Source organism: Lacinutrix iliipiscaria (assembly GCF_042686125.1).
Taxonomy (GTDB): domain Bacteria; phylum Bacteroidota; class Bacteroidia; order Flavobacteriales; family Flavobacteriaceae; genus Oceanihabitans; species Oceanihabitans iliipiscarium.
On the sequence record NZ_JBHUOV010000001.1, the window covers coordinates 996,871 to 1,023,218 of the forward strand.

The window sequence follows — 26,348 nt, forward strand, 5'->3', positions numbered from 1 at the left end:
ATGCTAACTTGGAAACATGTAATTAATTTTACAGTAAACGGAAATCCAACGCCAGATTTTAGAATCGAAAAAACGGAAAACGAATGGAGAACACTACTCACTCCAGAACAATTTAGAATTACTAGACATAAAGGAACTGAAGCACCACATAGTGGAACGCTTTGTAGTATTTATGATGAAGGACAATACAACTGTGTGTGTTGTAATACACCTTTATTCGACTCTACAATTAAGTTTAGTTCTGGTTCTGGTTGGCCAAGTTTTACACAACCTATTAAAGAAAACGCTATAAAATATGAAAAGGATACGGCCTTTGGTATGGTTCGCGTTGAGGTTATGTGTAATACATGTGATGCGCATTTAGGGCATGTTTTTCCTGATGGCCCAGAACCAAGCGGATTGCGATATTGTATTAATTCTGAGTCTATGCAATTAGAGAAGGAGGCTACAAATGACAACTAGAAATATGCAATTAGCAACTCTTGGAGCTGGCTGTTTTTGGTGTACAGAAGCTGTATTTCAGAAAGTAAAAGGTGTAGAAAAAGTAGTGTCTGGTTATTCTGGAGGAACAGTTCCAGGACATCCAACCTATCGTGAAATTTGTTCTGGTTTAACAGGTCATGCTGAAGTCATACAAATTACTTTTGATGCTAATGTGATATCGTATGAAGATATTTTAGTCATTTTTATGACTACTCATGATCCAACAACGTTGAACCGACAAGGCGCAGATCGTGGCACGCAATATCGTTCTGTGATTTTTTATCATGATGAACAGCAAAAAGAAATTGCAGAGGTTGTAATCAAGGAGGTGGCTCCTTATTTTGAAAGTAAAATAGTAACAGAAATCAGTCCTTTAACGATGTTCTATGAAGCTGAAAAAGCACATCAAGATTACTATAGAAACAATGAAGGAAATGGCTATTGTAGCTTTGTAATTACTCCAAAATTGACAAAGCTTCGCAAGCTTCATGCTGATAAATTAAAGTAGCTCATTGAGGTAAATAATCGAAAGACTATGAAGAACACAAAATTAAATATTGAAAATAAAAAAGGGCACGCACTACAAGCCTATTTAGAACTTCCAGCCAACCAAAAACCTAATCATTATGCCATTTTCGCACATTGCTTTACATGTACGAGTACCTTAAGTGCAGTGAAAAATATTAGTCGTGCTTTAACAACACATGGTTTTGGGGTTATTCGTTTCGATTTTACGGGGCTTGGAAAAAGTGAAGGGGAATTTGCAGAGAGTTATTTTTCAGCTAATGTTGAGGATTTAATTGCTGTGAGCGATTATATTGAGCTGCATTATAAAGCACCTTCGTTGTTAGTTGGTCATTCTCTTGGTGGCGCAGCAGTAATTTCTGCAGGAGCAAAATTAAACCATGTTAAAGCTATTGCAACTATTGGTGCACCATCAAATGTGAATCATGTGACACACTTATTTTCACATGGTTTTGATGAAGTGGAAGAAAAAGGAGAAGCCGAAGTTAATATTGGAGGAAGACCTTTTAAAATCAATAAAGAATTTGTAGAAGATTTTAGTAAATCTAATTTACCTTCTATTGTTAAAAACTTAAGGAAGCCATTGTTAGTCATGCATTCGCCAATTGATACTATAGTAGGCATCAAAAACGCAGAACAAATTTATCATGAAGCACATCATCCTAAAAGTTTTGTAACCCTTGATCAAGCAGATCATTTGTTAACTAATTCTAGGGATAGTCAATATGCTGGAAATGTTATAGGCACTTGGGTGAAACGTTATTTTGAGCCTCAAGAAAATGAAATGTTAGAAACGAATGGAGAACAATTGGTTGGTTATTTAAATCTTATAGAAGATAATTTTACAACGTCTATTCAAACAAAAAACCATAGTATGATTGCCGATGAGCCAGCTTCTATTGGAGGCGATGATTTTGGACCTTCGCCTTATGAATATCTAAATGCAGGTTTAGTGGCTTGTACAGCAATGACATTAAAAATGTATGCGCAGCGAAAACAATGGGACCTAAAGGAAGTCTTTGTGTATGTAACACATTCTAGAAAGCATAGCGACGATCTAAATATTGAAACTGATAATCCAACATATTTAGATCATATTAGTAAAAAACTAAAATTAGTTGGTAATTTAGATGCCAAACAAAAAGAACGTTTAAAAGAAATTGCATCCAAATGTCCTGTGCATAAAACCCTGGCAAGTGAAGTCGTTTTTGACACTATAGTAATGTGAAATATGAAAAGTAGAACATGATAAATTATGATGTTTTAATTGTTGGAGGTGGAGCAGCTGGTTTTTTTGCTGCTATAAATTGTGCCGAAAATAATCCTAAATTAAAGATTGCTATTCTCGAAAAAGCAAAAGAAGGCTTGCAAAAGGTGAAAATTTCTGGAGGTGGACGTTGTAATGTGACACATGCTGAGTTTGTTCCTCAGGATTTAGTTCTTAATTATCCTAGAGGTGAAAAAGAATTATTAGGTCCTTTTCATCAATTTATGACTGGAGATACTATTGAATGGTTTGAAAAACGAGGTGTTGTATTAAAAATTGAAGAAGATGGCAGAATGTTTCCAGAAAGTAATTCTTCGCAAACGATTATTGAATGTTTTTTAAACGAAACTCGAAAGCATGATATAGATGTTTTATACAGTCAAACGGTGAAGCAGATTAAAAAAGAAAATGAAGTATGGGAAGTGGTCACACAAGCGGATGAGTTTTCAACCAAAAAATTACTTATCGCAACAGGCAGCAGTCCTAAAATGTGGAAACTACTTGAAAGCTTATATCATAACATAGTACCACCTGTTCCATCACTATTTACATTTGATATTAAAGACCAACGCATTGCAGATATTCCTGGTGTTGTTGCTTTAGATGTTGAGGTTAAAGTTTTAGAAACTGATCTGGTTTCAGAGGGTCCATTGCTTATTACTCACGTAGGAATGAGCGCTCCAGCTATTTTAAAATTGTCGGCTTTTGGAGCTCTTGAGCTAGCAAAAAGGGACTATAAATTTAGTATAGAAGTTAATTTTGTGAAAATGCTTTTTGAAGATTGCATAGAAACTTTAAAGCAGTTAAAATTAAACTTAGCGAAGAAAAAGGTCTATAATTCTACGCAGTTTAATTTACCAAAACGCTTATGGCAACAATTGGTGTTAGCATCAGAAATGTCTAATGAAACACGTTGGGCAGATATGAATAAAAAACAGTTAGAAGCATTGACGAATCAGCTTACAAAAGCTATATTTAAAGTGAATGGAAAAAGCACTTTTAAAGATGAGTTTGTAACTGCTGGAGGCATCGATTTAAAGGAAGTCAATTTTAAAACTTTTGAAAGTAAGCGTCATAAAAACCTGTATTTTGCAGGTGAAATATTAAATATTGATGCTGTTACAGGAGGCTTTAATTTTCAAAATGCGTGGACAGGTGCATATATTGCAGCGTTGAATATTTCAAAATAAACCATGATGATCAGTTATATTGCTTTATTAAGAGGAATTAATGTTGGTGGCCATAAGAAAATTCCGATGGCAGATTTACGTGAATTACTTGCAAATTTAGGATTAAAAAATGTACAAACTTATATTCAAAGTGGGAATGTGGTTTTTAAATCTACTGAGAAAAATGCTCAAAAACTAGAGAAAGTCATTTATAACGCAATAAGATCTCATTTCGGATTTGAAGTGCCAGTGTTGATAAAAACGACTCAAGATATACAACGTATTTTTAAAGCTTGTCCATTTTCAGAAGAAGAAAAAAAAGCGAGTTATTTTATGATGTTGAGCGATACACCAGACCAAGATTTAATAAAAAAAGCCTCTGAAAAAGTGTACGAAGGCGAGGTATATAAAATTATAAATGATTGCATTTATTTGTATTGTGATAAAGGATATGGTCGTGCTAAATTCAATATGAATTTTTTTGAACGTCAGCTAAAAACAACAGGAACGGCGAGAAATTATAATACGATGCTGAAGCTAATCGCAATGTCTTCAGAAAATGAAATAAACCAATAGATATTTCTTATTTTTGCGTCATAATATAGCTTATGTTAGAAGAACAATTTATACTTAAAACGCATAGTGATAGTACAGAAAAAGGAGCTTTTACTTGGTCTTCACCTAGTAATATCGCGTTGATAAAATATTGGGGAAAAAAGGAGGATCAAATTCCCGAAAACCCATCAATTAGTTTCACGCTAGATGCTTGTAAGACAACGACAACGTTAAGTTATTCTAAAAAAGAATCCTCTAATTTGTTTTCATTTGAAGTGATTTTTGAAGGAAAAAAGCATGATGATTTTAAACCTAAAATCGAAACTTTTTTTAGGCGTATAGAAGTTTATGTGCCATTTTTAAAAGAGTATCATTTTATAATTGAAACCTCAAACACCTTTCCTCATAGCTCTGGTATTGCTTCTTCTGCTTCAGGAATGAGCGCTTTAGCATTATGTATTATGAGTATCGAAAAAGCACTAAACCCAGAAATAACAGAGTCGTATTTTAATCAAAAAGCGTCATTTTTAGCACGTTTAGGTTCTGGAAGTGCATGTAGAAGTATTGAAGGCGATTTAATTGTTTGGGGAAACCATAAGCATATTGAAGGAAGTTCTGATTTGTTTGGCGTAAAATATCCTTTTAAAGTTCATAATCATTTTAAAAATTATCACGACACCATTCTGTTAGTCGATAAAGGTGAAAAGCAAGTCAGTAGTACAGTTGGTCATAATTTAATGCATAATCATGATTTTGCGCAGCAGCGATTTATTCAAGCTAATAAGAATATGACTACGCTTATTGAGGTCTTAAAAACAGGAGATTTAAATACTTTTATAGAGCTTATTGAAAGTGAAGCATTAACGCTTCATGCTATGATGATGACGAGCAGACCTTATTTCATTTTAATGAAACCCAATACACTTAAAATAATAAATGCCATTTGGGCGTTTAGAAAACAGTCTGGTTTACACATCAGTTTTACATTAGATGCTGGTGCAAATGTGCATGTTCTATATCCTGAAAATGAAGCAGAACAATGCATTGAATTTATTCAAAATGAATTAGTTGCGTATTGTCAAAATGGACATTATATTTGCGATAGAATTGGTTTTGGTGCAAAACAGTTGTAACTTTATCATTCCAAAATAAGACAGTAGATGAAAGGACCGCTTTTTTACTCAAAAATTTTACTCTTTGGTGAATACGGAATCATTAAAGATTCTAAAGGATTATCGATACCTTATAGCTTTTATAATGGTGCTTTAAAGATCGGAAATGACAGCGAAGAGGCCATAAAATCTAATGAAAGTTTAAAAGATTTTGTGTCACATTTAAAGCAAATTGAAGCCGAAGTGGTTGCTTTTGACTTTGAGAGATTACAAGCAGATGTTAATGCAGGAATGTATTTTGATTCGTCTATACCTCAAGGCTATGGTGTTGGTAGTTCTGGCGCTTTAGTGGCTGCGATTTATGATAAATATGCTCAAGATAAAATTACAGTTCTTGAAAACTTAACACGTGAAAAGCTACTTAAATTAAAGCTTATTTTTTCTGAAATGGAATCTTTTTTCCATGGAAAATCCTCTGGATTAGACCCTTTAAATAGCTATTTAAGTATTCCAATTCTTATTAATTCTAAAGATAATATTGAGGCCACCGGAATTCCTTCTCAAAAAACTCAAGGTAAAGGTGCAGTGTTTTTATTAGATAGTGGCATTACAGGAGAAACCGCTCCAATGGTTCGTATTTTTATGGATAATATGAAGCAGGAAGGCTTTCGCAACATGATCAAAGACCAATTCATAAAGCATACAGATGCATGTGTTGATGACTTTTTAAAAGGAGACATCAAGTCATTATTTAAAAACACAAAACAATTATCTAAAGTCGTTTTGAGTAATTTTAAACCGATGATTCCTAGCCAGTTTCATGACCTTTGGAAAAAAGGCATTGAAACGAATGAATATTATTTAAAACTTTGTGGTTCTGGCGGAGGTGGTTACATTCTTGGGTTCACTGAGAATATTGAAAAAGCCAAACAATCACTTAAAGCTTATAAATTAGAAGTGGTATACAACTTCTAAAACTTCTTTTATGCTTTCTCGAAAACAAAAACATATTTTGCTAAAATTTTTTAGCATGTTTTCTGTTGTTAGAGGCTATAATGTTTTAATAGTAGTTATTGCACAATACCTAACTTCTATATACATTTTAGCACATGACAAGTCGTTAGGACAAGTTGTTTTTGATTTGAATCTACTCATGCTGGTTTTGGCTTCAGCAGTAACTATAGCAGGAGGGTATATCATTAATAATTTTTACGATTCAGAAAAAGATTTAATTAATAGGCCACAAAAATCAATGTTAGATAGATTAGTGAGTCAAAACACAAAATTGTCTTTCTATTTTGTGCTTAACTTTCTAGCGGTTATTATGGCTAGCTTTGTGTCATTTAATGCCGTTTTATTTTTTTCGGCCTACATTTTTGCAATTTGGTTGTATTCACATAAGCTTAAAAAACTGCCTATTATTGGAAACTTAACGTCTGCTATTTTAACGATTACTCCGTTTTTTGCAATTTTCATGTATTATAAAAATTATGAGCCTGTCATTTTTGTTCACGCTAGCTTTTTGTTTATAATTATTTCAATGCGAGAACTCACTAAAGACTTAGAAAATTTAAAAGGAGACTTGGCATTAAACTATAAAACTATTCCTATTGTTTACGGAGAGAAAGCCTCAAAAATCATGCTTACAATATTAGGCGTATTCACTCTAATACCAGCATATTTTTTGGTTAATAGCTTTCAAATAGGCAAGATGAATTACTTTTTTTATTTCAGTGTTTCCTTGATTATTTTGTTTTTGATTTTCTTGTGGAAATCTAAAACAAAAACGCATTATCTACTACTCCATAATATTCTGAAAATAATAATAGTTGTAGGTGTTTTTAGTATTTTATTAATTGATGTTAATGTGCTTATAAAACATTTATAATTCAAGAGTATAAATAATATTTATACTCTATCTTTGCGGAAAATTTAAGTCATGAGCAGACAACAAGGAAGTCAAGGAAAAGGAAAATCTTCAAGTCGAGGAAAAGATGTTAAAAAAGGAAAAACTTCTGCAAGAGGCGAAGCTTCTGGTAAACCTAAAAGTTTTGCTAGAGGGAATGCACCAATAAAAAAGAAGAGCACACCTCAAAAATCATCTAATCCTGATGAAATTCGTTTAAATAAATATGTTGCAAATTCTGGCATGTGCTCACGTCGTGAAGCGGATGTACATATTGCAACGGGTTTAGTTTCTGTTAACGGGAAAATTGTTACAGAAATGGGTTATAAAGTTAAGCTAGATGATGAGGTTCGTTATGATGGAGCACGCATTAATCCTGAGAAAAAAGCTTATGTCTTATTAAATAAACCTAAAGGATTTGCGACAACTACTAGTGAAGGTAAAGGACGTACAGTAATGGATTTAGTGGCAAATGCAACGAATTCACGTATTAAGCCTATTGGTCGTTTGGGTAGAAATAGTAAAGGCCTTTTACTGTTTACAAATGATGATGCAATTACTAAAAAATTTACCAATTCTAAACATGGAGTAGCACGTTTATTTCATGTAGAATTAGACAAAAACCTCAAGCTAGAAGATCTTAAAAAAATAAGAGATGGCTTTAAAGTGCAAGGAAAACTAATAGCTGTTGAAGAGGTAAGTTATATTGAAGGCGCTTCAAAAAAAGAAGTTGGGTTAAAAATTAAAAACACAGGAAACACAATTATTCGTACTATTTTTGATTATCTAAAATATGATATTATCAGTTTAGATTGTGTAGCGATAGGACATCTTACCAAAAAAGATATTCCAAGAGGCCATTGGAAACATTTAACAGAGCAAGAAGTTAATACACTTAAGATGCTATAAATGAGTGGCTAAAAAAAAATAATTTTTTTTTCAAAAAAAGCTTGTAATTCAATTTTTTGTATTTCATTTGTACTGTTATTAGCTGAACAAATTGAAACCTGTTTCTGTGTTCGGGCTTTTGAAAATTAGGAAGTCATATTCAAAAGCAGCTTACCGATTAAGCGACCGAATTTTAAAGCTAACTTCCGTTTTCTGCACTATCGTTGCTAGCCAGCATCAGTATGCCTTTGTGCCTACTACTGAGCTTAAAATCCAAGTTTGATTACTCATTATTTTTTGTTTTTCACAGCACAATACACGCTGTTTCTTATTTAAATTTCAACATTTTTAAAAATAATAATGAATACAAAATATATTGATCTAATCAATCAAACTTTCGATTTCCCTCAAGAAGAATTTAAACTTGAGGAAAGCAAACTTCATTTCCATGATATTAATCTAATGCAATTGGTTGAGCAGTATGGAGCACCTTTAAAATTCACCTATTTGCCACAAATATCAAATAACATTCAACGCGCAAAACAATGGTTTAATTCAGCCATTAAGAAGCATGATTATAAAGGAAAATACAACTATTGTTATTGTACTAAAAGCTCACATTTTAAACATGTTTTGCATGAAGCTTTAAAGAATGATATTCATATTGAAACATCATCAGCTTTTGATATTGATATTGTTGAAAACTTGAAAGCCGAAGGTAAAATTAACAACAACACTTTTATTATTAGTAATGGGTTTAAGCGTGCTCAGTATGTTACAAATATTGCGAGACTTATTAATGAAGGACATAAAAATTGCATTCCAATAATAGATAACTACGAGGAAATCGATTTGCTTTCCCAAGAAATAAAGGGCAAGTTTAATATTGGAATACGTATTGCTTCAGAAGAAGAACCAAAATTTGAATTTTATACCTCACGTTTAGGGATTGGCTATAAAAACATTGTGCCATTTTATAAAAATCAAATTGCAGGGAATAAAAAAGTAGAACTTAAAATGTTGCACTTTTTTATTAATACTGGAATTCGAGACAATGCTTATTATTGGAATGAACTCTTAAAATGTTTAAAAGTTTATACAAGCTTAAAAAAGATTTGCCCTAGTTTAAACAGCTTAAATATTGGAGGTGGTTTTCCTATAAAAAATTCTTTAGCTTTTGATTTTGATTATGAATATTTAGTTGATGAAATTGTAAATCAAATTAAAACGACTTGTGAAGAAGAAGAGGTCGATGTTCCTAACATCTTTACTGAATTTGGTAGCTTTACCGTTGGTGAAAGTGGAGGTGCAGTTTATGAAGTATTATATCAAAAACAACAAAATGATCGTGAAAAATGGAATATGATTAACTCATCTTTTATTACAACACTACCTGATACTTGGGCTATAAATAAGCGTTTTATCATGCTTCCAATTAACCGTTGGGATCAAAGTTATGAACGCGTATTACTAGGTGGATTAACCTGCGATAGTGATGATTATTACAATAGCGAACAACACATGAACGCGATTTATTTACCAAAATATAACAAAGAGAAACCATTATACATTGGCTTTTTTAATACAGGAGCTTATCAGGAAACTATTGGTGGATTTGGTGGTTTACAACACTGTCTAATTCCGTCACCAAAGCATATATTAATCAATCGAGATGCAAGCGGAAACATTTCAACAGAACTATTTAGTGAACAACAAAAAAGTGAAGACTTACTTAAAATTTTAGGTTATGCAAACTAGAACTTATGCTGGGATTCCAGAAGAATTAGCAAAATTAGAACAAGCAAAAATCGTTTTAATTCCTGTGCCTTATGATGGCACAAGTACTTGGCAAAAGGGTGCAGATAAAGGCCCTGAAGCCTTTTTAAATGCTTCAGAAAATATGGAGCTTTATGATATTGAAACCGAAACAGAAGTGTACAAACAAGGTGTGTTTTTAGCCGATGCTGTAACAGAAAATAATTCACCAGAAAGTATGGTTGAAGCAGTGCATCAAGCCACAAAAAAGTACATTAAAAAGAATAAGTTTGTTACCATTTTTGGAGGTGAACACTCAGTTTCTATTGGTACAGTTCGCGCTTTTAATGAAATGTATCCAAGCTTAACTGTTTTGCAACTCGATGCTCATGCAGATTTACGTAAAACCTATGAAGGTTCTACTTGCAATCACGCTTGTGCAATGTATGAAGCTAGTCAAACCACAAACTTAATTCAAGTTGGTATTCGTTCTATGGATGTGATGGAAAAAACAGTAATGGATGAAGAGAAAACTTATTTTGCACATGAAATGGCTTTAGATGATACCTGGATGGATTCTGCCGTAGACCAAATGACAGATAACGTTTTTATTACCATAGATTTAGATGCTTTTGATCCTTCTATTATGCCAAGTACAGGAACACCAGAACCTGGAGGCTTATTGTGGTATGAAACCTTAGAGTTTTTAAAACAAGTTTTTGAGGAAAAAAATGTGGTAGGTTTTGATATTGTGGAATTATGTCCAAATACAAAAGAAAAATCTTCCGATTTTCTAGCTGCTAAATTGTATTATAAAATGCTTAGTTATAAGTTTCAAAATGATGAAGTTGAAGCGGATTATGATAATGCTTTCGACAATTCATTAAATAAAAACACTAATTCTAAATTCCAAGATGACGATGACTACTAAAGGACCAATTTCTCAATTTATTGAAAAACACTACTTGCACTTTAATGCTGCTGCTTTAGTTGATGCTGCAAAAGGGTATGAAACTCAATTAGAGTCTGGAGCAAAAATGCTAGTGTCTTTAGCAGGTGCTATGAGTACAGCAGAATTAGGTAAAAGTTTTGCCGAAATGATTCGACAAGATAAAGTACATATTATTTCATGTACTGGTGCAAATTTAGAAGAGGATATCATGAATTTAGTTGCACACTCACATTATAAACGCGTGCCTAATTACCGTGATTTAACGCCTCAAGAAGAATGGGATCTATTAGAAAAAGGCTTGAATCGTGTTACAGATACGTGCATTCCAGAACATGAAGCTTTTAGACGCTTACAAGAACATATTTATAAAATATGGAAGGATGCTGAAGCCAACGGTGAACGCTATTTACCTCATGAGTACATGTATAAAATGCTACTGTCGGGTGTTTTAGAACAATATTATGAAATTGATTTAAAAGACTCATGGATGTATGCTGCTGCAGAAAAGAATTTACCTATTGTTTGCCCAGGATGGGAAGATAGTACCATGGGAAATATTTTTGCAAGCTATGTGCTTAAAGGCGAACTTAAAGCAAGTACGATGAAATCTGGAATTGAGTATATGACTTTCCTTGCAGATTGGTACACCAACAATTCGCAAAAAGGAATTGGTTTCTTTCAAATTGGAGGTGGAATTGCTGGTGATTTCCCAATATGTGTGGTGCCTATGTTATACCAAGATATGGAACGTACAGAAACCCCATTTTGGAGCTATTTTTGTCAGATAAGCGATTCTACAACAAGTTACGGTTCGTATTCTGGAGCTGTACCAAATGAAAAAATCACTTGGGGAAAACTAGACATCAACACTCCTAAATTTATTATTGAAAGTGACGCTACTATTGTAGCGCCATTAATTTTTGCGTATTTACTCGGACAATAATCATGGAATCAAACAAAATAGATAACATCGAACTTAAGTACTTAACAGTTGATGATTTTGAGGAATTAAAAGCCGCAACTTTAGAGTCTTATGGAGGTGTACTTGATTCGTATTGGAAAAAAGATCATATTCAAAAGTTAACAACCATGTTCCCTGAAGGACAAGTGGTTATTAAAGTTGATGGAAATCTAGCAGGTTGTGCTTTGTCACTTATTGTAGATTATGATAAGATAGACGATAACCATACGTATAATGATATTATTTCAGGGGAATCGTTTAAAAATCATAATCCTGAAGGCGATGTGCTTTATGGAATCGATGTATTTATAAAGCCAGAATATCGAGGATTGCGATTAGGAAGACGACTCTATGATTACAGAAAGGAAGTTTGTGAAAACTTAAATTTAAAAGGTATTGTTTTTGGAGGCAGAATGCCTAACTATCATAAATATAAAGACATTACTCCTAAACAATATATCGAAAAAGTAAAACGTAAAGAAATTCATGACCCAGTTTTAAACTTTCAAATTTCTAACGATTTTCATCCTGTTCGTATCTTAAAAGGTTATTTAGAAGGTGATACTGCGTCAAACGAATATGCTGTTTTAATGGAGTGGGATAATATTTATTATACGAAACCAAGTAAAAAAGCAAGTGCTGTAAAAACGGTGGTTAGACTTGGGCTTATTCAATGGCAAATGCGTCCATATAAAGACTTGAGTGATTTAATGCAACAAGTGGAATATTTTATTGATAGCGTGGCTGCTTATCGATCAGATTTTGCGGTGTTTCCAGAGTTTTTTAATGCACCTTTAATGGCAGAATTTAACCATCTGCATGAACCTGATGCCATTAGAGAATTAGCAAAATTTACTCAAACTATAGTTAATAAATTAAAGCAGTTATCTATTTCATATAATATTAATATTATTTCTGGGAGTATGCCAGAAGTGGTTGATGATAAGTTATATAACGTAGGTTATTTATGTCGTAGAGATGGTAGTGCAGAGCGTTACGAAAAAATACATGTCACTCCAGATGAAGCCAAAGTTTGGGGCATGCAAAGAGGCAATAAATTACAAACTTTTCAAACAGATGCAGGTAAAATAGGGATATTAATTTGTTACGATTCAGAATTTCCTGAATTGTCACGTTTGTTAGCAGATGAAGGTATGGACATCCTTTTTGTTCCTTTTTTAACAGATACACAAAATGGTTATTCTCGTGTGCGACTCTGTGCCCAAGCTCGTGCAATTGAAAATGAATGTTATGTTGCGATTTCTGGAAGTGTTGGGAATTTGCCTAATGTAAATAATATGGATATTCAATATGCGCAATCTGCAGTATTTACACCTTGCGATTTTTCATTTCCAAGTAATGGTATTAAAGCAGAAGCCACAACAAATACAGAAATGATCTTGGTTGCAGATGTCGATTTAAGTTTACTAAAAGAGCTCCATTCTTTTGGTGCAGTTAAAAATTTAAAAGATAGACGAAAAGATTTTTACGATGTTATTAGAATTAATAACAATAAATAATATCTTTAAATCTAGAAAACATTAATAATAAGATTAGATTTTCGCTAAAGCGGAAATGAAAATGATTTTTCAATGGAAAAAAGAAAAGACAATTTAAAACGTGTTATTGTAGATTTTAAAAAACTCACACCAGAAATCCTTGCGTTATTAGTAGAAAAATATCCTGATGGTTATGATGAAGATCAAATTATATCTTTCAGGAATATAAAAAACGAAATTATTGAGGCTGTTGAAGTGGTTACTGAAGATACCAAGTACTTAGTTAAAGTGAGTACTAAACTTGCTGTAACTATGGAGAATTACGATGAGGATGATTATGAAGATTTTGATGATAATGACCCTGAAGCTGTTCAAGACCCAAATATTGTTGATGAAGACACAGAAGATTTTGATTAAAATTGAAATCGGATAATTTTATTTTGTACTTTACTATAAGTAAAAAAGTATAACCTTTAAAAGTTAAGCGTATGGAAACTTCATTTCACATGTCATTGCCTTGTTTAAGTGTCACAAAGACTAAAAACTTTTATACGAACATTATTGGCGCTTCCTCAGGAAGAATGGCGCAACATTGGGTAGATATTAATCTGTTTAATCATCAATTAACTTTTATTAAAGCAGAAAAATTTCACTTTAATAATCCTAATTATGTGTTTGAAGGCAAAATTTTACCTTCTTTCCATTTTGGTGTGATTGTAGATGTCGAAACTTGGGGAAAAATCTACGCAAAACTTAATGAACAAAACCTAGAGGTAGTCACTCAAACTACATTTTTAAAGGATAAACCTGGCGAACATTTATCTTTTTTTGTTAAAGACCCTAATGATTATATGTTAGAATTTAAGAGCTTTAAAGACCCAAAACAAATGTTTGAGTCTTAAACTTAAAGAGTTACAAAATCACTTTCAATAAATCATAATACGCTTTTGTAATATGCAACCCATTATGGCCTGCATCTGTAATAGGATGAAGAGTTATCTGGTCTGGTTGAATCGCCTTTAATTTTTTGGCGTTGGTCTCTGGATGAATTAAAAAATCACGTGTACCATAACAAATATGAATAGGACAAGTCACTTCTTTTATAAATTGATAAGATGGAATGTCATACCTTATAATATACTTAGGAACAGGAGGTGCTATTTCTTCTGCAATTAATGTTTTCCAAGAATAATAAGGAGCATTTAAAATGAGCATTTTAGGCTTGTTTTTTGAAGCCACATAACTCGCCATTCCTGAGCCTAATGAAAAACCAAGAACAGTAATTTCATCTTCACTATATTGTGTTTTAGTATAATTGTAAACCTTTTGAGCATCACTTAAAAGTTGATCGCTATTGCTATAACAACCTTCACTTTTACCATAGTCTCTATAATCCACAAATAGCACATCGTAATTATTTTCAAGGAATAAGTGTGCGCGTTTTCCCCAATCGTGAATGGCTCCAGCATTCCCGTGAAAATATAAAATAACACCTTTAGACACTTCAGCTTTAAAAAGGACAGCATTTAAAAAGAGATCTTTTTCTACTTCAATATTTACTTCTTCAAAAGGCTCAGTAAATTCAAAAACGTAATTTTCATCTAAGTGTTTTGGATTAAAAAAGAAGCGTTCTTGTTTAAAATAAAAGAAAATTAAAGTCAATACATAAAGCACAATAAGACCTACAATGGTTCTTGCGGTACGTCTCAATATTTTTTTAAAATTAATATGCAATGGGTTTCTTTTTTAAAAGTTCGTACAAAAATACACTAAAAACAATACCATACTCTAATGCAATAAACCATAAGTTTTCAGATTTATCTGCGGAGTTGAGATTGATATAGGCTAAATAACTTAAAACGATAACAAGACTCCAAATTAAAGGAAATTTATAATTAGTAAAGACACTAAGAATTAAAAGTGTTGCAATGTACCAAGGATGAACCGTTGTACTTAAAAATAAGTAAATACTGAACGCAAATACCATTGAGGTTATTAACTCAATGGTAGTTTTATTTCTTTTAAAAACAGCCAGAGAGATTACAAAAAGGATTACGATAATAGGTAATACTTTACCAATAACAGCGATTTCATTATAACCTCTTACCCAGTAGCCAACTTCTCTAGCGAGATAATAAATACTAGCATTAAACTCGAATTTTTGAAACCATAAACCAACAGTTTGTGCATAATTAGTTACAAAGGTTGAAGAGTAAAATGGAAGAAAAAAAGTGAGCGTGATTAGACCAATTAAAACGTAGAATGTGAATAAATTCATCATCGCTTTAGGTCTCGATTTCGCTCGACCTGACAACAATTTTGAATTGTCTCCTGGAGTGTAGTCGGGAGGTTTAACAAACCACTTAAAAAACAAAGGTAAAAACAGTAACGGTATTAATTTTACAGCAACGGAACAAGCAAAAACGACTGCAGCTTGTTTCCATCTACTATTGTGAAGCAAATACAAACTCCATACTAAAAAGAAAATCATAACGCCTTCAAAGTGGAGGTTGCCTGTAAGTTCTATAATGATAAACGGATTTAATAGGTACCAAAAAATATGATGTGCTGGGAGTTTTAATTTTTCTAAGAGCTGTCTTCCAAAATAGAGTGTGCCAAAATCTGCAGCAATAATAATAAGGCGTAATACAATGGCCGAACCCAGAATACTTTGCCCAGAAAGCAGTCCAGCAATAACAAAACACAACTGATTTAACGGTGGATAATTACTAAAATGACTTCCATTCAGGTTGCCCATTCCAGCATATAATTCTTGCGCTTGAAATACAGGTAATTCGTTTTGAATTAAAAATGATTCTGGTGTAAACAAGTAAGGATTAAAGCCTTCTAAAATCATACGTCCATCCCAAATGAATCTGTAAAAATCTTGTGATAAATTCGGAATGGCAAAAATAAATACAACTCGAAAAACAAAGGCTGTATAGGTTAGAAACTTGATGTTTTTTTTGTTGATTTGAATCAGTTTATAAAACAAAAAGAAAAGTGCAATATAGAGGGTTACCAATTTTATATAATCTGTTCTCACAAGATTATAAGCGAAAGTGAAATAAAACAAAACACTAGCTAAGGCTAATAGAATAGAAATTTTATTGCGTTTAAATACAGTTGTGTTTAACATTGCGTTAGCGATTGCAGTGGTATCCTTTTTGCGTTAGTTTGAGTGTTTAATGTATTAAAATTTATGGAGAATAGGCAAAAAGATTTAAACGTAAAGCGCGACCCTTGTGGTAACGCCCAAAACATTAAGCTTTAGAAGTTAACGATTTGAAAAATACAAAGCCAAAGCCTAAGAATAGCATAAGGTGAAAAGGGAATAATCCAAAGTCACCACCTTGATCGCCAACTACAAATGCGCTATACATACCAAAGGCAAAATAGAGCATGAGTAGGCCTTCTAAAATGACATGTGTCGAAATATTTTTCTTTAAATATTTATTGCCTTTCCAGCTATCTGTAACTTTGCTAATATTAAATTTAGGTGTACGTACAAAATCACTTCGCTTTCCTAAATGGCCTTCTATAACAGCAATAGAGTTATGTAAGGAAAAGCCCATGGCAATAGAGAAAAAAGTAAAAAATAACACGAAGTATTGTATGAAATTTTTAACGCCATTTCCGTAGGTTTTTTTATACATATACCAATAACAGATAAAGAAAATCACAGTACTAATCACAAAGAAACTCATGACATAAAAATATGGTTTTAGATGCGCATATTCGTTTTTGATGTAGAGCATTGGAATGCTTAAAAGCGCGACAATTAGTACATTTAAAAACATGGTTGAGTTGAGTAAATGTAAAAGGCCGTGAACTTTAGTTTTAGCAGAAATGTGTTTGTTTTTTAGTACTTTCCACATCATTTTTCTGAAGTTTTCTGCACCACCTTTGTTCCATCTAAACTGTTGTGAACGTGCTGCACTGATGACCACAGGGAGTTCGGCAGGCGTTTCTACATCTTCAAGGTATTTAAATTTCCAGTGTTTTAATTGGGCTCTGTAACTTAAGTCTAAATCTTCGGTAAGCGTGTCGCCTTCCCAATTTCCAGCATCGAGAATACAGGTTTTTCGCCATACACCAGCTGTGCCATTAAAATTAATAAAATGCCCTTTACTGTTTCTGCCGACTTGCTCTAAGGTAAAGTGAGCATCTAGTGCAAAGGCTTGAATTTTAGTTAGCACCGAATAGTTTCTGTTAAGATGACTCCAACGGGTTTGAACTACGCCAATCGCTTCGTCTTTAAAATGCGGAATAGTTTTTTGTAACCAGTTTTTTTGAGGAAGAAAATCGGCATCAAAAATGGCAATAAATTCACCTTTAGCAACAGCTAAACCTTCTTTAAGTGCGCCTGCTTTAAAGCCTTTTCTGTTGGTTCTGCAAATATGTGTAATGTCTAATCCAGAAGCTTTAAGTATTGTTATTTGAGCTGCAGTGGTTTCAAGAGTTTCATCTGTAGAATCATCTAAAACTTGGATTTCTAACTTGTCTTTAGGGTAATCAATTTTGGAGATATTGTTTAGTAAACGCTCCATAACATATAACTCATTATAGACAGGTAGTTGTATGGTTACATAAGGTATTTCTTCTGAAATAGATAGATTTAAGGGTTCTGATTTATCTTCATTTTTATGCGCAGAAATATAATTAAAGAGCAGGTTGAGTTGTGCTAATGCATATAAAAATATAAGCACTAATGCTATAGAATAAATAATGATGATGGTGGTTTCTAAAATCATTTTTTGAAGCTGTATTTAAAAATCCAGCCTAAAATTTTTATACCAGCAAAGATACTTCCTTTTACCGTTCCAGAAACTTTAGAAACACCTATTCTGTTTCTATAATTCACAGGAATTTCAATATAAGTTAATTTTTGCTTTAAGGCTTTAAGTTGCATTTCTACAGTCCAACCATACGTTTTGTCTTCCATATTTAAAGCTAAAAGCTTTTCGTATTTAATTGCTCTAAATGGGCCGAGATCTGTAAATTTTGCACCAAAAAACATTTTCATTAAAAAGGTGGCTAACCAGTTTCCAAAAATTTGTTGAGGTGTCATAGCGCCTTGCTCACGAAGTTGTTTTACACGTGCTCCTATAACAAAGTCGATGTTATTTTTTAGAATAGGATCCACGATTTTTGTCAGTTCTTCGGGATAATCGCTGTAGTCTCCATCTAGAAATACAATTATATCAGGTTTTTGGTTTTGTTTACTAATATAGTTCATGCCTTTTAAGCACGCATAGCCATAACCTTTTTGGTGTTCGGTTAAAACGGTTGCTCCAGCTTGTTTCGCGTTAGCTTCAGTAGCATCGGTAGAGTTATTACTAACGACAATGATTTCATCTACACTTTTAGGAATCTCATGAATGACTTTAGCAATAGATTCCGCTTCATTAAAAGCAGGAATAATGACTTTTATTTTGGGCATTATTTTTTTCTTTGAAGGTGCAAATTTACAATTGTTTTTAGCATTATTTCTGATTAATTAAATCGATTAAATCGACATCATTTCCTAATAAAATTTCTGTAGGATTAATGCGTCCTTTCATGGTGTCATTTTCTAATTTTAAAACCCCTCTAGGACAAACTGCAGAACAAATGCCACAGCCTACACAGCTTGAACGGACGATGTTTTCGCCTTTTTGAGCATAAGCTCTAACGTCAATTCCCATTTCACAATAAGTAGAACAATTACCACAAGAAATGCATTGTCCACCATTGGTTGTAATTCTAAATTTTGAAAATAAACGCTGTTGAAATCCTAAAATTGCAGCCATCGGACAGCCAAATCTACACCAAACTCGATTGCCTAAAATAGGATAAAAGCCAGTGCCTATAACACCAGAAAAAATAGAACCTATATAAAACCCATAAGCAGATCTTAATGTGCTTCCTTGAATAAAAAACACTTCGTTTGTAGTACTGGTAAAATGCAAAAGGAGTAATGCTACCAAAACAACAAAGTAACCTATTGCACCATATTTAGCATCCTTCCCTAAAGCTTTGCGTTTAAAAATCATAACTAATGAAAAGACAAGTGTTAAGAACGCTATTACTAAAGCGATGAATAGACCTTTGGTTAACCAAAAGTTATTATGCTCATATCCTAAGTATGTGTAAACCATTGCAACAGTCATAACTACAGAAAATACTAATACAGTATGTACTAGCCAGCGTTCTATTTTCCATGCTGACATTTTTTTAGAGGATAGTTGTCTGAAGGAATCTCCAGCAGTTTCTGCGAGTCCACCACAACCACAAACCCAAGAGCAATACCAGCGTTTTCCATATTTATAAGTAAGTATAGGAGTGATTACAAAAATAGAAAGGATACCAAAAACAAGTAATATTAGACCAATATTTCCATTCGATAAAAAGGCTTTTACAGACCATTCATCAAAAAGATAATAGTTAAGAGGCCAGATACTTTTTAAATCATAGTAAGGCAAATTAGAATTCATACGATACATGAATTCAGGAATTAGAAAAGCAAATGCCAATTGAAAAAACATCACAGAACCTGTACGAATTTGTTCATAACGATTGTGTCGATATTTTAAAATAAATTTGTAACCAAAGATTAAAATAGCAACTGTATATAAGGTTCCATATACAAACCACTGACTTGCTGGTCTGCCACTAAGCAATTGACTTAACGGATCGAACAATGAAATTAACCCAGTATTTGCTGCGCCATCTTTTCCTAAGCCTAATAAGTTAGGATAGAAATACAAAACAATGTAAAAAGAGGTTAATACAATTCCTGATATCCAGCCTAAAAGCCCTCGAGAAGATATAGATTTAAACCAAACACCATCGTTTTTTACACCTTCTAATTTGTTTAAATAAGCATCTCTAGAGTAAATGATTGTTCCAATTGTAATTAACCCTAAGGCAAGCGTTAAAAACAATTCTTTGTTTGGAAAACTTGTATTAAATAAAGCTAAGGTTAAAATAAAGAGTCCAACAACGCCTAAAACGACTGCTATTTTTTGTTTTAATGATAAGCTAACCAAATCAGGTTTAACTAATGACATGCTTGTGTTTAATTTGTTACTCATCGTTATGCTGTTTGTAATTGGTGGTTAAAAGCCGAACGGATTTCGGTTTCATTGTGTTTGTAAAATTCTGGATCGAAATTGGCTTCAGCTAAATGTTTGACTACATAATTTACATCGCGTTTTTCAGTTAACCAAGTGTCAAAAACCTCATGTCGCATGCGAATTCCAAAGGTGTTAATTCCTAAAAAGGCATTGGTATTTTTATTAAATGCAATTGTAATGCATTTGGTGTCATCATCATGTTTCCAATGAAAATGAGTTTCGTACTCTGGTTTTCCTTTATTTCCATGAACCCAACCATAAGTTTGGTATTCAATATCTAAAAACTTTGCAGAATTAAACCAATGTCCAGGTTTATATTCGCGTTTATTTCCACAAATAGTTTGTGCTACAGTTTCTCCCATCATACGTCCTGTGTACCAGACTGCTTCAATAGGTCTTCTGTTTCCAATGGCTTTATGTTGCTCAGCACAATCGCCAATAGCATATATATCTGGAATATTTGTTTCTAGAAATCGATTCACTAGTACACCACGATTGGTTTCTATAGAAGAGGTTTTTATGAAATCTATGTTTGGTGAAACACCAGCAGTTAATCCAACAAGATCACAAGCGATTTCTTCTCCAGTTTCTTCAATAATAATAGATTTTACTTTTCCGTTTTCATCCGAAATAATTTCTTTTAAATTGGTGTTTAAACGCAAATCGATATGATGGTTTTTGATGTGTCTGTTAATCATTTCACTTTCACCATTTGGCAAAACACCGTTCCAAAAACTGGATTCACGAACTAGAAAAGTGACAGGAATCTGGCGTGAGTGAAGCATTTCGGCAAGCTCAATTCCTATTAATCCACCACCAACAATAACAGCACGTTTGCAGGTTTTGTTATTTGGTGCATAGGCTTCTAAGTGGTCTAAGTCTTGCTTGCTATATAGACCTTGAACCCCTTTTAAATCTTGTCCTGGCCAACCAAATTTATTAGGTTTGCTTCCTGTTGCAACAACTAATTTATCATATTGTAAAGTATCGCCTTCAGCAAAATTTAGGGTTTTAGAATCTGTATGAATAGATTTTACAAAGCCTTTTTTAAGTTCGATTCTATTTTTTTTCCAAAACCAATCTTCATAAGGCTTGGTGTGTTCATACTTCATGTGTCCCATGTATATGTACATAAGTGCAGTTCGTGAAAAGAAATGTTCGGATTCAGCAGAAATAATAGTGATTTTTTTATCAGAATTTTTTCTAATATGCCGAGCCGCTGTCACACCCGAAATTCCATTTCCAATAATAACAATATGTTCCATTTAATTGGTTTAGTTCTTGTTTTTGTCGAAGCTAATGTTAAAACCTTAATTCAAGACATTCAATTTGTTTAAATTTAAACATTAAATAGTGTTATGCGAATATTTTTTCAATCCTTTATTTTTATTCTACTCTGTTCTTGTAGTATGATTCCAGTTAATTCTCAAAAAATTAATGGTGTGAGTTTTGTCGCTTCAAGAGATAGTATTCATGAAAAACATGTTAATCCAATAGTACAAATAAATGCCAATTATGCAGCTATTATGCCTTTTGGTTTTATAAAAAATTTAACACATCCTGTAATTATTCATAATACAAACCGACAATGGTATGGAGAAACTAAAGCAGGTTCTAAGCAATATATAAATGAATTGAGGAAAAAAAATATAAAGATTATGATTAAGCCTCATATTTGGGTTCGTGGAGGAGAATTTACAGGTCATGTTAAGATGGAAAATGAAACAGATTGGAAGTTGTTCGAAGATTCTTACACTCAATTTATATTAAAATATGCCGTTTTGGCCGAAGAAACACAGGCTGAGATTTTATGCATAGGAACAGAGTTAGAACAGTTTGTAATGCATAGACCAGAGTATTGGAACTATTTAATTGTTGAAATAAGAAAAGTGTATAATGGGAAATTGACGTATGCTGCTAATTGGGATGAATTTAAACGTACACCATTCTGGAATGCTATAGATTATATTGGAATTGATGCTTATTTTCCTGTGAGTGATTCTAAAACACCAACAGTTTTAGAATGTATAGAAGGTTGGAAACCTCATGTTGATATTATAAAATCGCTATCTAAAAAGGAAGAAAAACCAATATTGTTTACAGAGTTTGGTTATAGAAGTGTTGATTATTCGGGAAAAGAACCTTGGAAATCAGATAGAAGCATGACCAACGTAAATATGGAAGCCCAAGTCAATACAACACAGGCACTATTTGAAACCTTTTGGAAGGAAGATTGGTTTGCAGGTGGATTTATATGGAAATGGTTTCATAATTACGAAGAGGTTGGTGGTGTTGCTAATCATCAGTTTACACCACAAAATAAACCCGTTGAAACAGTAATACGGAACTTTTATAAAAGATGAAAAAAACCTTAACGTATCTCATTGTTTTATGTTCATTTTATATGAATGCTCAAGAACTTTTGGTTGCCGATTTTAAAGTGCAAGGGAACAAGAAGCTGAAATCGTCTTTTGTCAAGAAAATATCTAATATTAAAGTTGGTGAGAAACTGGATTCAACAATTATTGAAGCAGATATTAAACTTTTAAAACGCTTGCCTTCTATCTCTCATGCTTACTATGAAATCTTAAGGTCTGAGGGAAATACATGTACTGTGTTTTATACAATTGAAGAGAATTTCACGATTATACCTTCAGTAAATGTTTACACCACAAACGACGATGAGTTTGCTTATCGATTAGGTTTATACGAGTTTAATTTACTTGGGCAGAATATGATCTTTGGTGGCTTTTATCAAAAAGATATATACAGTTCTTACGCCATAAATTTTAGAGCACCATATCTGTTTTCAAAACAACTTGGCTTAGCAGTCAATTATCAGGATTTGACAACACAGGAGCCAGTTTTTTTTAATAATACTTCTGCAGATTATAAATATAAAAATGTCTCTACGGAAGTATTAGGGCTTTATCAATTAAATTTTAATAACCGATTTGAGATTGGCCTTAATTTTTTCACAGAAGATTACAATTATAAATCTGGAGCCACGCAGCCTAACATTTCGCAAGAATTAAGTGCGCATAAATTAATGTATAAACTTATTTATGAGTACAATAATTTAAACTATGATTATCAGTATGTTGAAGGTTTTAAAAGCCTTTTGAATTTTCAGCATGTAACGTCTAGAAAAGAAGAACAATTACCAGGCTTTACGATTGGGTGGAATGATTTTTTGTACTTTAAACGTCTTAGAAGTAAAGGGAATTGGGCAAGTAGATTGCGATTGGGTGTTTCGACTAATAATGATACGCCTTTTGCACCATTTTCTGTCGATAATAATCTTAATATTAGAGGTGTAGGTAATACCATTGATAGAGGTACTGGCTCTATTGTATTGAATACTGAATATCGTTATACACTTTATGAAAAAGGATGGTTTGCGTTACAAGGAAACACTTTTGTTGATGCAGGAACATGGCGAAACCCAGGAGGCGATTTTGGAGATTTTGTTGATTCTCAAAACCTTCGCGTCTATCCTGGTGTAGGGTTACGATTGATTCACAAAAAAATATTTAATGCGATTTTAAGAATTGATTATGGTGTAGGAATTACCAAAAATTCAACTCAAGGATTTGTATTTGGTATTGGGCAGTATTTTTAAGTGATATACTTCTTATAATAAGCATATAATTCATCAGCAGTCGCACCAAACCATTTTTTGACATAGATGGTCCAAAAGTGATATTGTAAAGTCCATACACCATGTTTTTTGTAAAGCCTCGCTGAGGTTTTTATTTTCTTCGGAATGACAACAAATTGCTTTCTAGCATATAACTCATTAATTAATATGTTGTCTTCATAAATGATATAACTCTCGTCAAAACCTCCAATCTCATCAAATAATTTTTTGGTGATAAACTGACTCTGGTCTCCACCTCGACACGCTCTCCAAGAAAATTGTGTGAGCCAACTCGCTAAACGTAACCACCAATGTGAACTATCAAATTGCATTCTAAAACAGCCCGCGAGATTTTCTTTTTCAATTTCATTAATGATGAATTGATCAAAGTTTTTAGGCGGAATAGAATCGGCATGAAGGAAATATAGAATGGTTCCCGTTGTATTTTTTGCGCCAAGATTCATTTGTTTGGCTCTACCTTTTTCAGAATTAATAAGGCGTGTTTTTGTCTCTTCGGATGCAGTCGAGAGGTTTTTTATAGGTCTCGACTGTGCTTGATCTGACAAGAAATTCGAAACAATCTCTTTAGAGCCATCAGTACTTCCACCATCAACTACAATAATTTCAGAAATGTTCTCTTTTAATGAATTTGATAACAAATGTTGAAGCAGATGCTCAATAGTATTTGCTTCATTAAGTATTGGAATAATGACAGAAATTTTATTCATTCAAATCCCAGTTGTAATCTTTATAACTCTTTTTAGCTTTAGGTGAAATTTGAAGATCAGAATATTGATTTAAGAAATCGATAAGACTTCCATTTTGTTTAAAATCTTTAGAAAACCATTGAAATATTTTTGAAATTTTAATGCTCTTTTGAGAGATTTCATTCCTGTTTTTATCAGCTAAAAATTCTTTGGCGGCTTGTGTTAATTGCTCTTCTAGATTGATGGCTGTAAACGCTTCGTTTTGAAGTTTGGGACAAGAAAAAGAGGCGCAAACAATAGCAAAATGAATGCGAGGTTCATCCATTTTACGTAAAATATCATGTTCAATTTCATTTAAATTATACCATTTATCACCTAACTTCCATAGACGTTGGTCCCAAGGGTCTTTAATATCTTTAATACTGCTTAAGGGATAATTTTGAACAATTAAATCTATGGTCATTGCATTATAGGCATTTATCCAATAAGCTAGTTTTTCTTCCTTAGTCCAATCCGCAGTAGGCCGATTTTCTGCTAAGAATTTAATATAGTTTTTTAGGGCTTTTTGATCTGTTTTAAATCCTTTGTAATTTACATTCCCAGCATCAGACACATATTTTTGTAACAAGGTATTCCATTGTGTGTGGTTTAAAACATAGGAGTTTACTAAGCCAATCATATCTTGGGGTGTTGTTTCTTGGCGAATTATAATTTTTGAATCATCTTCTTCAAATGGTGGAATGGTTTTAGTTACTGTAGTGTCTTCTATTTTAGCGTTATTTTTTATTGAAGTGACTTGCGCGATATCATTTTGAGAAGTGTTTGTTAATTGTTTAGCACTACAGCATGACGACATGAAGAAGGTAATCAATAAAAGACTTAAATATTTCATTTCTTTTTTAAAGGATATAATTCTTGACTCATAAAATCTTTTGGAAATGTTTCATCGTCTTCAAAACCTAACTCAATATATGTGCCATCATAAGGCACATAATTGGTTTTAAAGAGATAATCCCATAGACTTAAGGTTAGTCCGTAATTCACACCATACCTTACATGCTTAGGCAGTTCTTTAGCGTGATGCCAAATATGCATTTTAGGATTGTTGAATACGTATTTCAAAATCCCATAATCCCAGCCTAAATTGGCATGGTTTAGATGCCCAATAATTATAGTAAAGAAATAAACGATAGCCACATCTTGAGCATCGAATCCACCAATAATAGCAATAGGAATATAGAGTAATGATTTATAAACTACAGGCTCCATCCAGTGGTAACGTAAGTGCGCTGCAAATCCCATTTGTTTTACAGAGTGGTGTACTTTATGAAAGTTCCAAAGCCAAGGCCATCGATGTAATAAGCGATGTGTATTCCATTGCACAAAATCACTAACTAAAAAGAAAATAAGTAAGCCTAGAGCTTTTGGGAGATCATCGACATCAAAAAGTTGAAAGCTAGCTATAGATAAGCCTACAGGTTTTAAAAGATCATTGAAGAATTCTGCAATCACATTAGACAGTGCAATAAGGATAATTAAATTCAACAAAAAGAAGTTGAAGAACATATAAAAAGTGTCTAGCCAAAAATCTTTTCTAAATATAGCTTGGTTTTTTCGCCAAGGAAAAGCGATTTCTAATCCCCAAACCACTAAAGAAATAAGGATTAAGCCGTAAAAATAATTATCCCAGTGGTTAATAGAAATGATCTCGTTTTTGAGGTAATTCCAGTAACCAGAATAAGAATTTTTAATAATGTCTAAATATTTTTCCATAGCAGTAAAATTAATACTATTTTTTGGTTAGCTATGTG

General features: G+C 32.8%; 26 protein-coding genes. 17 read left to right on the forward strand and 9 right to left on the reverse strand.

Annotation, left to right across the window (positions count from 1 at the left end; all coding sequences use genetic code 11):
* The 15 genes from msrB (at window position 1) to ACFS5M_RS04495 (ending at window position 13,974) form a co-directional block, all read left to right on the forward strand.
* Window positions 1-462 carry a peptide-methionine (R)-S-oxide reductase MsrB gene (gene msrB, locus ACFS5M_RS04425; protein WP_183486209.1) on the forward strand — a complete coding sequence of 154 codons (462 nt, stop codon included), beginning with the start codon at window positions 1-3 and terminating at the stop codon, window positions 460-462.
* Window positions 452-991 carry a peptide-methionine (S)-S-oxide reductase MsrA gene (gene msrA / locus ACFS5M_RS04430; RefSeq protein WP_183486210.1) on the forward strand — a complete coding sequence of 180 codons (540 nt, stop codon included), beginning with the start codon at window positions 452-454 and terminating at the stop codon, window positions 989-991. The genes msrB and msrA overlap by 11 nt, the downstream gene beginning before the upstream one ends.
* A 27-nt stretch (window positions 992-1,018) precedes the next feature.
* Window positions 1,019-2,236 (forward strand): bifunctional alpha/beta hydrolase/OsmC family protein, encoded by a 1,218-nt coding sequence (locus ACFS5M_RS04435; RefSeq protein ID WP_183486213.1) that lies wholly within the window; start codon window positions 1,019-1,021, stop codon window positions 2,234-2,236.
* Between the two features lie 17 nt (window positions 2,237-2,253).
* Complete coding sequence (locus tag ACFS5M_RS04440; RefSeq protein WP_183486215.1) at window positions 2,254-3,465, forward strand: BaiN/RdsA family NAD(P)/FAD-dependent oxidoreductase; 1,212 nt, start codon at window positions 2,254-2,256, stop codon at window positions 3,463-3,465.
* Window positions 3,466-3,468: 3 nt separating this feature from the next.
* The gene (locus ACFS5M_RS04445; protein ID WP_379898002.1) at window positions 3,469-4,020 is read left to right on the forward strand and encodes a DUF1697 domain-containing protein; all 552 of its coding nucleotides are present in this window, start codon (window positions 3,469-3,471) and stop codon (window positions 4,018-4,020) included.
* A gap of 32 nt (window positions 4,021-4,052) precedes the next feature.
* Window positions 4,053-5,132, forward strand: coding sequence for a diphosphomevalonate decarboxylase (mvaD, locus tag ACFS5M_RS04450; RefSeq protein ID WP_183486217.1), 1,080 nt, complete (start codon window positions 4,053-4,055; stop codon window positions 5,130-5,132).
* A 27-nt stretch (window positions 5,133-5,159) separates the two neighbouring features.
* Window positions 5,160-6,086 carry a mevalonate kinase family protein gene (locus tag ACFS5M_RS04455; protein ID WP_183486219.1) on the forward strand — a complete coding sequence of 309 codons (927 nt, stop codon included), beginning with the start codon at window positions 5,160-5,162 and terminating at the stop codon, window positions 6,084-6,086.
* Between the two features lie 10 nt (window positions 6,087-6,096).
* Window positions 6,097-6,999, forward strand: a complete 903-nt coding sequence (locus ACFS5M_RS04460) for a geranylgeranylglycerol-phosphate geranylgeranyltransferase (protein ID WP_183486221.1) — start codon at window positions 6,097-6,099, stop codon at window positions 6,997-6,999.
* A 51-nt stretch (window positions 7,000-7,050) separates the two neighbouring features.
* Window positions 7,051-7,926, forward strand: coding sequence for a pseudouridine synthase (locus ACFS5M_RS04465; RefSeq protein WP_183486222.1), 876 nt, complete (start codon window positions 7,051-7,053; stop codon window positions 7,924-7,926).
* Window positions 7,927-8,265: 339 nt separating this feature from the next.
* Complete coding sequence (locus tag ACFS5M_RS04470) at window positions 8,266-9,663, forward strand: arginine decarboxylase (RefSeq protein WP_183486224.1); 1,398 nt, start codon at window positions 8,266-8,268, stop codon at window positions 9,661-9,663.
* On the forward strand, window positions 9,653-10,591 hold the full coding sequence (gene speB / locus ACFS5M_RS04475) for an agmatinase (protein ID WP_183486225.1): 939 nt from the start codon (window positions 9,653-9,655) through the stop codon (window positions 10,589-10,591). Before ACFS5M_RS04470 ends, speB begins: the two co-directional genes overlap by 11 nt.
* Complete coding sequence (locus ACFS5M_RS04480) at window positions 10,581-11,555, forward strand: deoxyhypusine synthase family protein (RefSeq protein ID WP_183486227.1); 975 nt, start codon at window positions 10,581-10,583, stop codon at window positions 11,553-11,555. The genes speB and ACFS5M_RS04480 overlap by 11 nt, the downstream gene beginning before the upstream one ends.
* Window positions 11,556-11,557: 2 nt before the next feature.
* Window positions 11,558-13,093, forward strand: coding sequence for a bifunctional GNAT family N-acetyltransferase/carbon-nitrogen hydrolase family protein (locus ACFS5M_RS04485; RefSeq protein ID WP_183486229.1), 1,536 nt, complete (start codon window positions 11,558-11,560; stop codon window positions 13,091-13,093).
* Between the two features lie 72 nt (window positions 13,094-13,165).
* Window positions 13,166-13,489 carry a hypothetical protein gene (locus ACFS5M_RS04490; RefSeq protein ID WP_183486231.1) on the forward strand — a complete coding sequence of 108 codons (324 nt, stop codon included), beginning with the start codon at window positions 13,166-13,168 and terminating at the stop codon, window positions 13,487-13,489.
* A gap of 71 nt (window positions 13,490-13,560) precedes the next feature.
* Window positions 13,561-13,974 (forward strand): VOC family protein, encoded by a 414-nt coding sequence (locus ACFS5M_RS04495; RefSeq protein ID WP_183486233.1) that lies wholly within the window; start codon window positions 13,561-13,563, stop codon window positions 13,972-13,974.
* Between the two features lie 10 nt (window positions 13,975-13,984).
* Here ACFS5M_RS04495 and ACFS5M_RS04500 read toward each other — a convergent pair whose 3' ends face one another.
* The 6 genes from ACFS5M_RS04500 to ACFS5M_RS04525 all read right to left on the reverse strand — a co-directional run bounded on the left by ACFS5M_RS04500 (window position 13,985) and on the right by ACFS5M_RS04525 (window position 21,455).
* Window positions 13,985-14,782, reverse strand: a complete 798-nt coding sequence (locus ACFS5M_RS04500) for an alpha/beta hydrolase (protein WP_379898012.1) — start codon at window positions 14,780-14,782, stop codon at window positions 13,985-13,987.
* A 13-nt stretch (window positions 14,783-14,795) separates the two neighbouring features.
* Entirely contained in the window at window positions 14,796-16,211 is a 1,416-nt protein-coding gene (locus tag ACFS5M_RS04505) for a mannosyltransferase (RefSeq protein ID WP_183486237.1), read from the reverse strand.
* 124 nt (window positions 16,212-16,335) lie between these two features.
* The gene (locus ACFS5M_RS04510; protein WP_183486239.1) at window positions 16,336-17,826 is read right to left on the reverse strand and encodes a cellulose synthase family protein; all 1,491 of its coding nucleotides are present in this window, start codon (window positions 17,824-17,826) and stop codon (window positions 16,336-16,338) included.
* On the reverse strand, window positions 17,823-18,515 hold the full coding sequence (locus tag ACFS5M_RS04515) for a glycosyltransferase family 2 protein (protein ID WP_183486247.1): 693 nt from the start codon (window positions 18,513-18,515) through the stop codon (window positions 17,823-17,825). Before ACFS5M_RS04515 ends, ACFS5M_RS04510 begins: the two co-directional genes overlap by 4 nt.
* Before the next feature lie 43 nt (window positions 18,516-18,558).
* Window positions 18,559-20,148, reverse strand: a complete 1,590-nt coding sequence (locus tag ACFS5M_RS04520) for a 4Fe-4S binding protein (RefSeq protein WP_183486249.1) — start codon at window positions 20,146-20,148, stop codon at window positions 18,559-18,561.
* A 2-nt stretch (window positions 20,149-20,150) separates the two neighbouring features.
* Window positions 20,151-21,455: an NAD(P)/FAD-dependent oxidoreductase gene (locus ACFS5M_RS04525; RefSeq protein ID WP_183486251.1), complete on the reverse strand. Its 1,305-nt coding sequence runs from the start codon at window positions 21,453-21,455 to the stop codon at window positions 20,151-20,153.
* Between the two features lie 93 nt (window positions 21,456-21,548).
* Between ACFS5M_RS04525 and ACFS5M_RS04530 the strand changes: the two genes are divergently transcribed.
* Complete coding sequence (locus tag ACFS5M_RS04530; RefSeq protein WP_379898018.1) at window positions 21,549-22,553, forward strand: glycoside hydrolase family 113; 1,005 nt, start codon at window positions 21,549-21,551, stop codon at window positions 22,551-22,553.
* Entirely contained in the window at window positions 22,550-23,812 is a 1,263-nt protein-coding gene (locus ACFS5M_RS04535; RefSeq protein ID WP_183486253.1) for a POTRA domain-containing protein, read from the forward strand. The genes ACFS5M_RS04530 and ACFS5M_RS04535 overlap by 4 nt, the downstream gene beginning before the upstream one ends.
* On the opposite strand, the gene ACFS5M_RS04540 is transcribed toward ACFS5M_RS04535, so the two are convergent.
* From ACFS5M_RS04540 to ACFS5M_RS04550, 3 genes are read right to left on the reverse strand one after another with little or no spacing between them, the layout of a single operon-like run.
* Entirely contained in the window at window positions 23,809-24,558 is a 750-nt protein-coding gene (locus ACFS5M_RS04540; protein WP_183486255.1) for a TIGR04283 family arsenosugar biosynthesis glycosyltransferase, read from the reverse strand. The two genes, ACFS5M_RS04535 and ACFS5M_RS04540, sit on opposite strands and share 4 nt — an antisense overlap.
* On the reverse strand, window positions 24,551-25,429 hold the full coding sequence (locus ACFS5M_RS04545; protein WP_183486256.1) for a DUF547 domain-containing protein: 879 nt from the start codon (window positions 25,427-25,429) through the stop codon (window positions 24,551-24,553). The genes ACFS5M_RS04540 and ACFS5M_RS04545 overlap by 8 nt, the downstream gene beginning before the upstream one ends.
* A complete protein-coding gene (locus ACFS5M_RS04550) occupies window positions 25,426-26,310 on the reverse strand; it encodes a sterol desaturase family protein (protein WP_183486258.1) in 885 nt (294 codons plus the stop codon). The genes ACFS5M_RS04545 and ACFS5M_RS04550 overlap by 4 nt, the downstream gene beginning before the upstream one ends.
* Window positions 26,311-26,348: the final 38 nt, after the last annotated feature.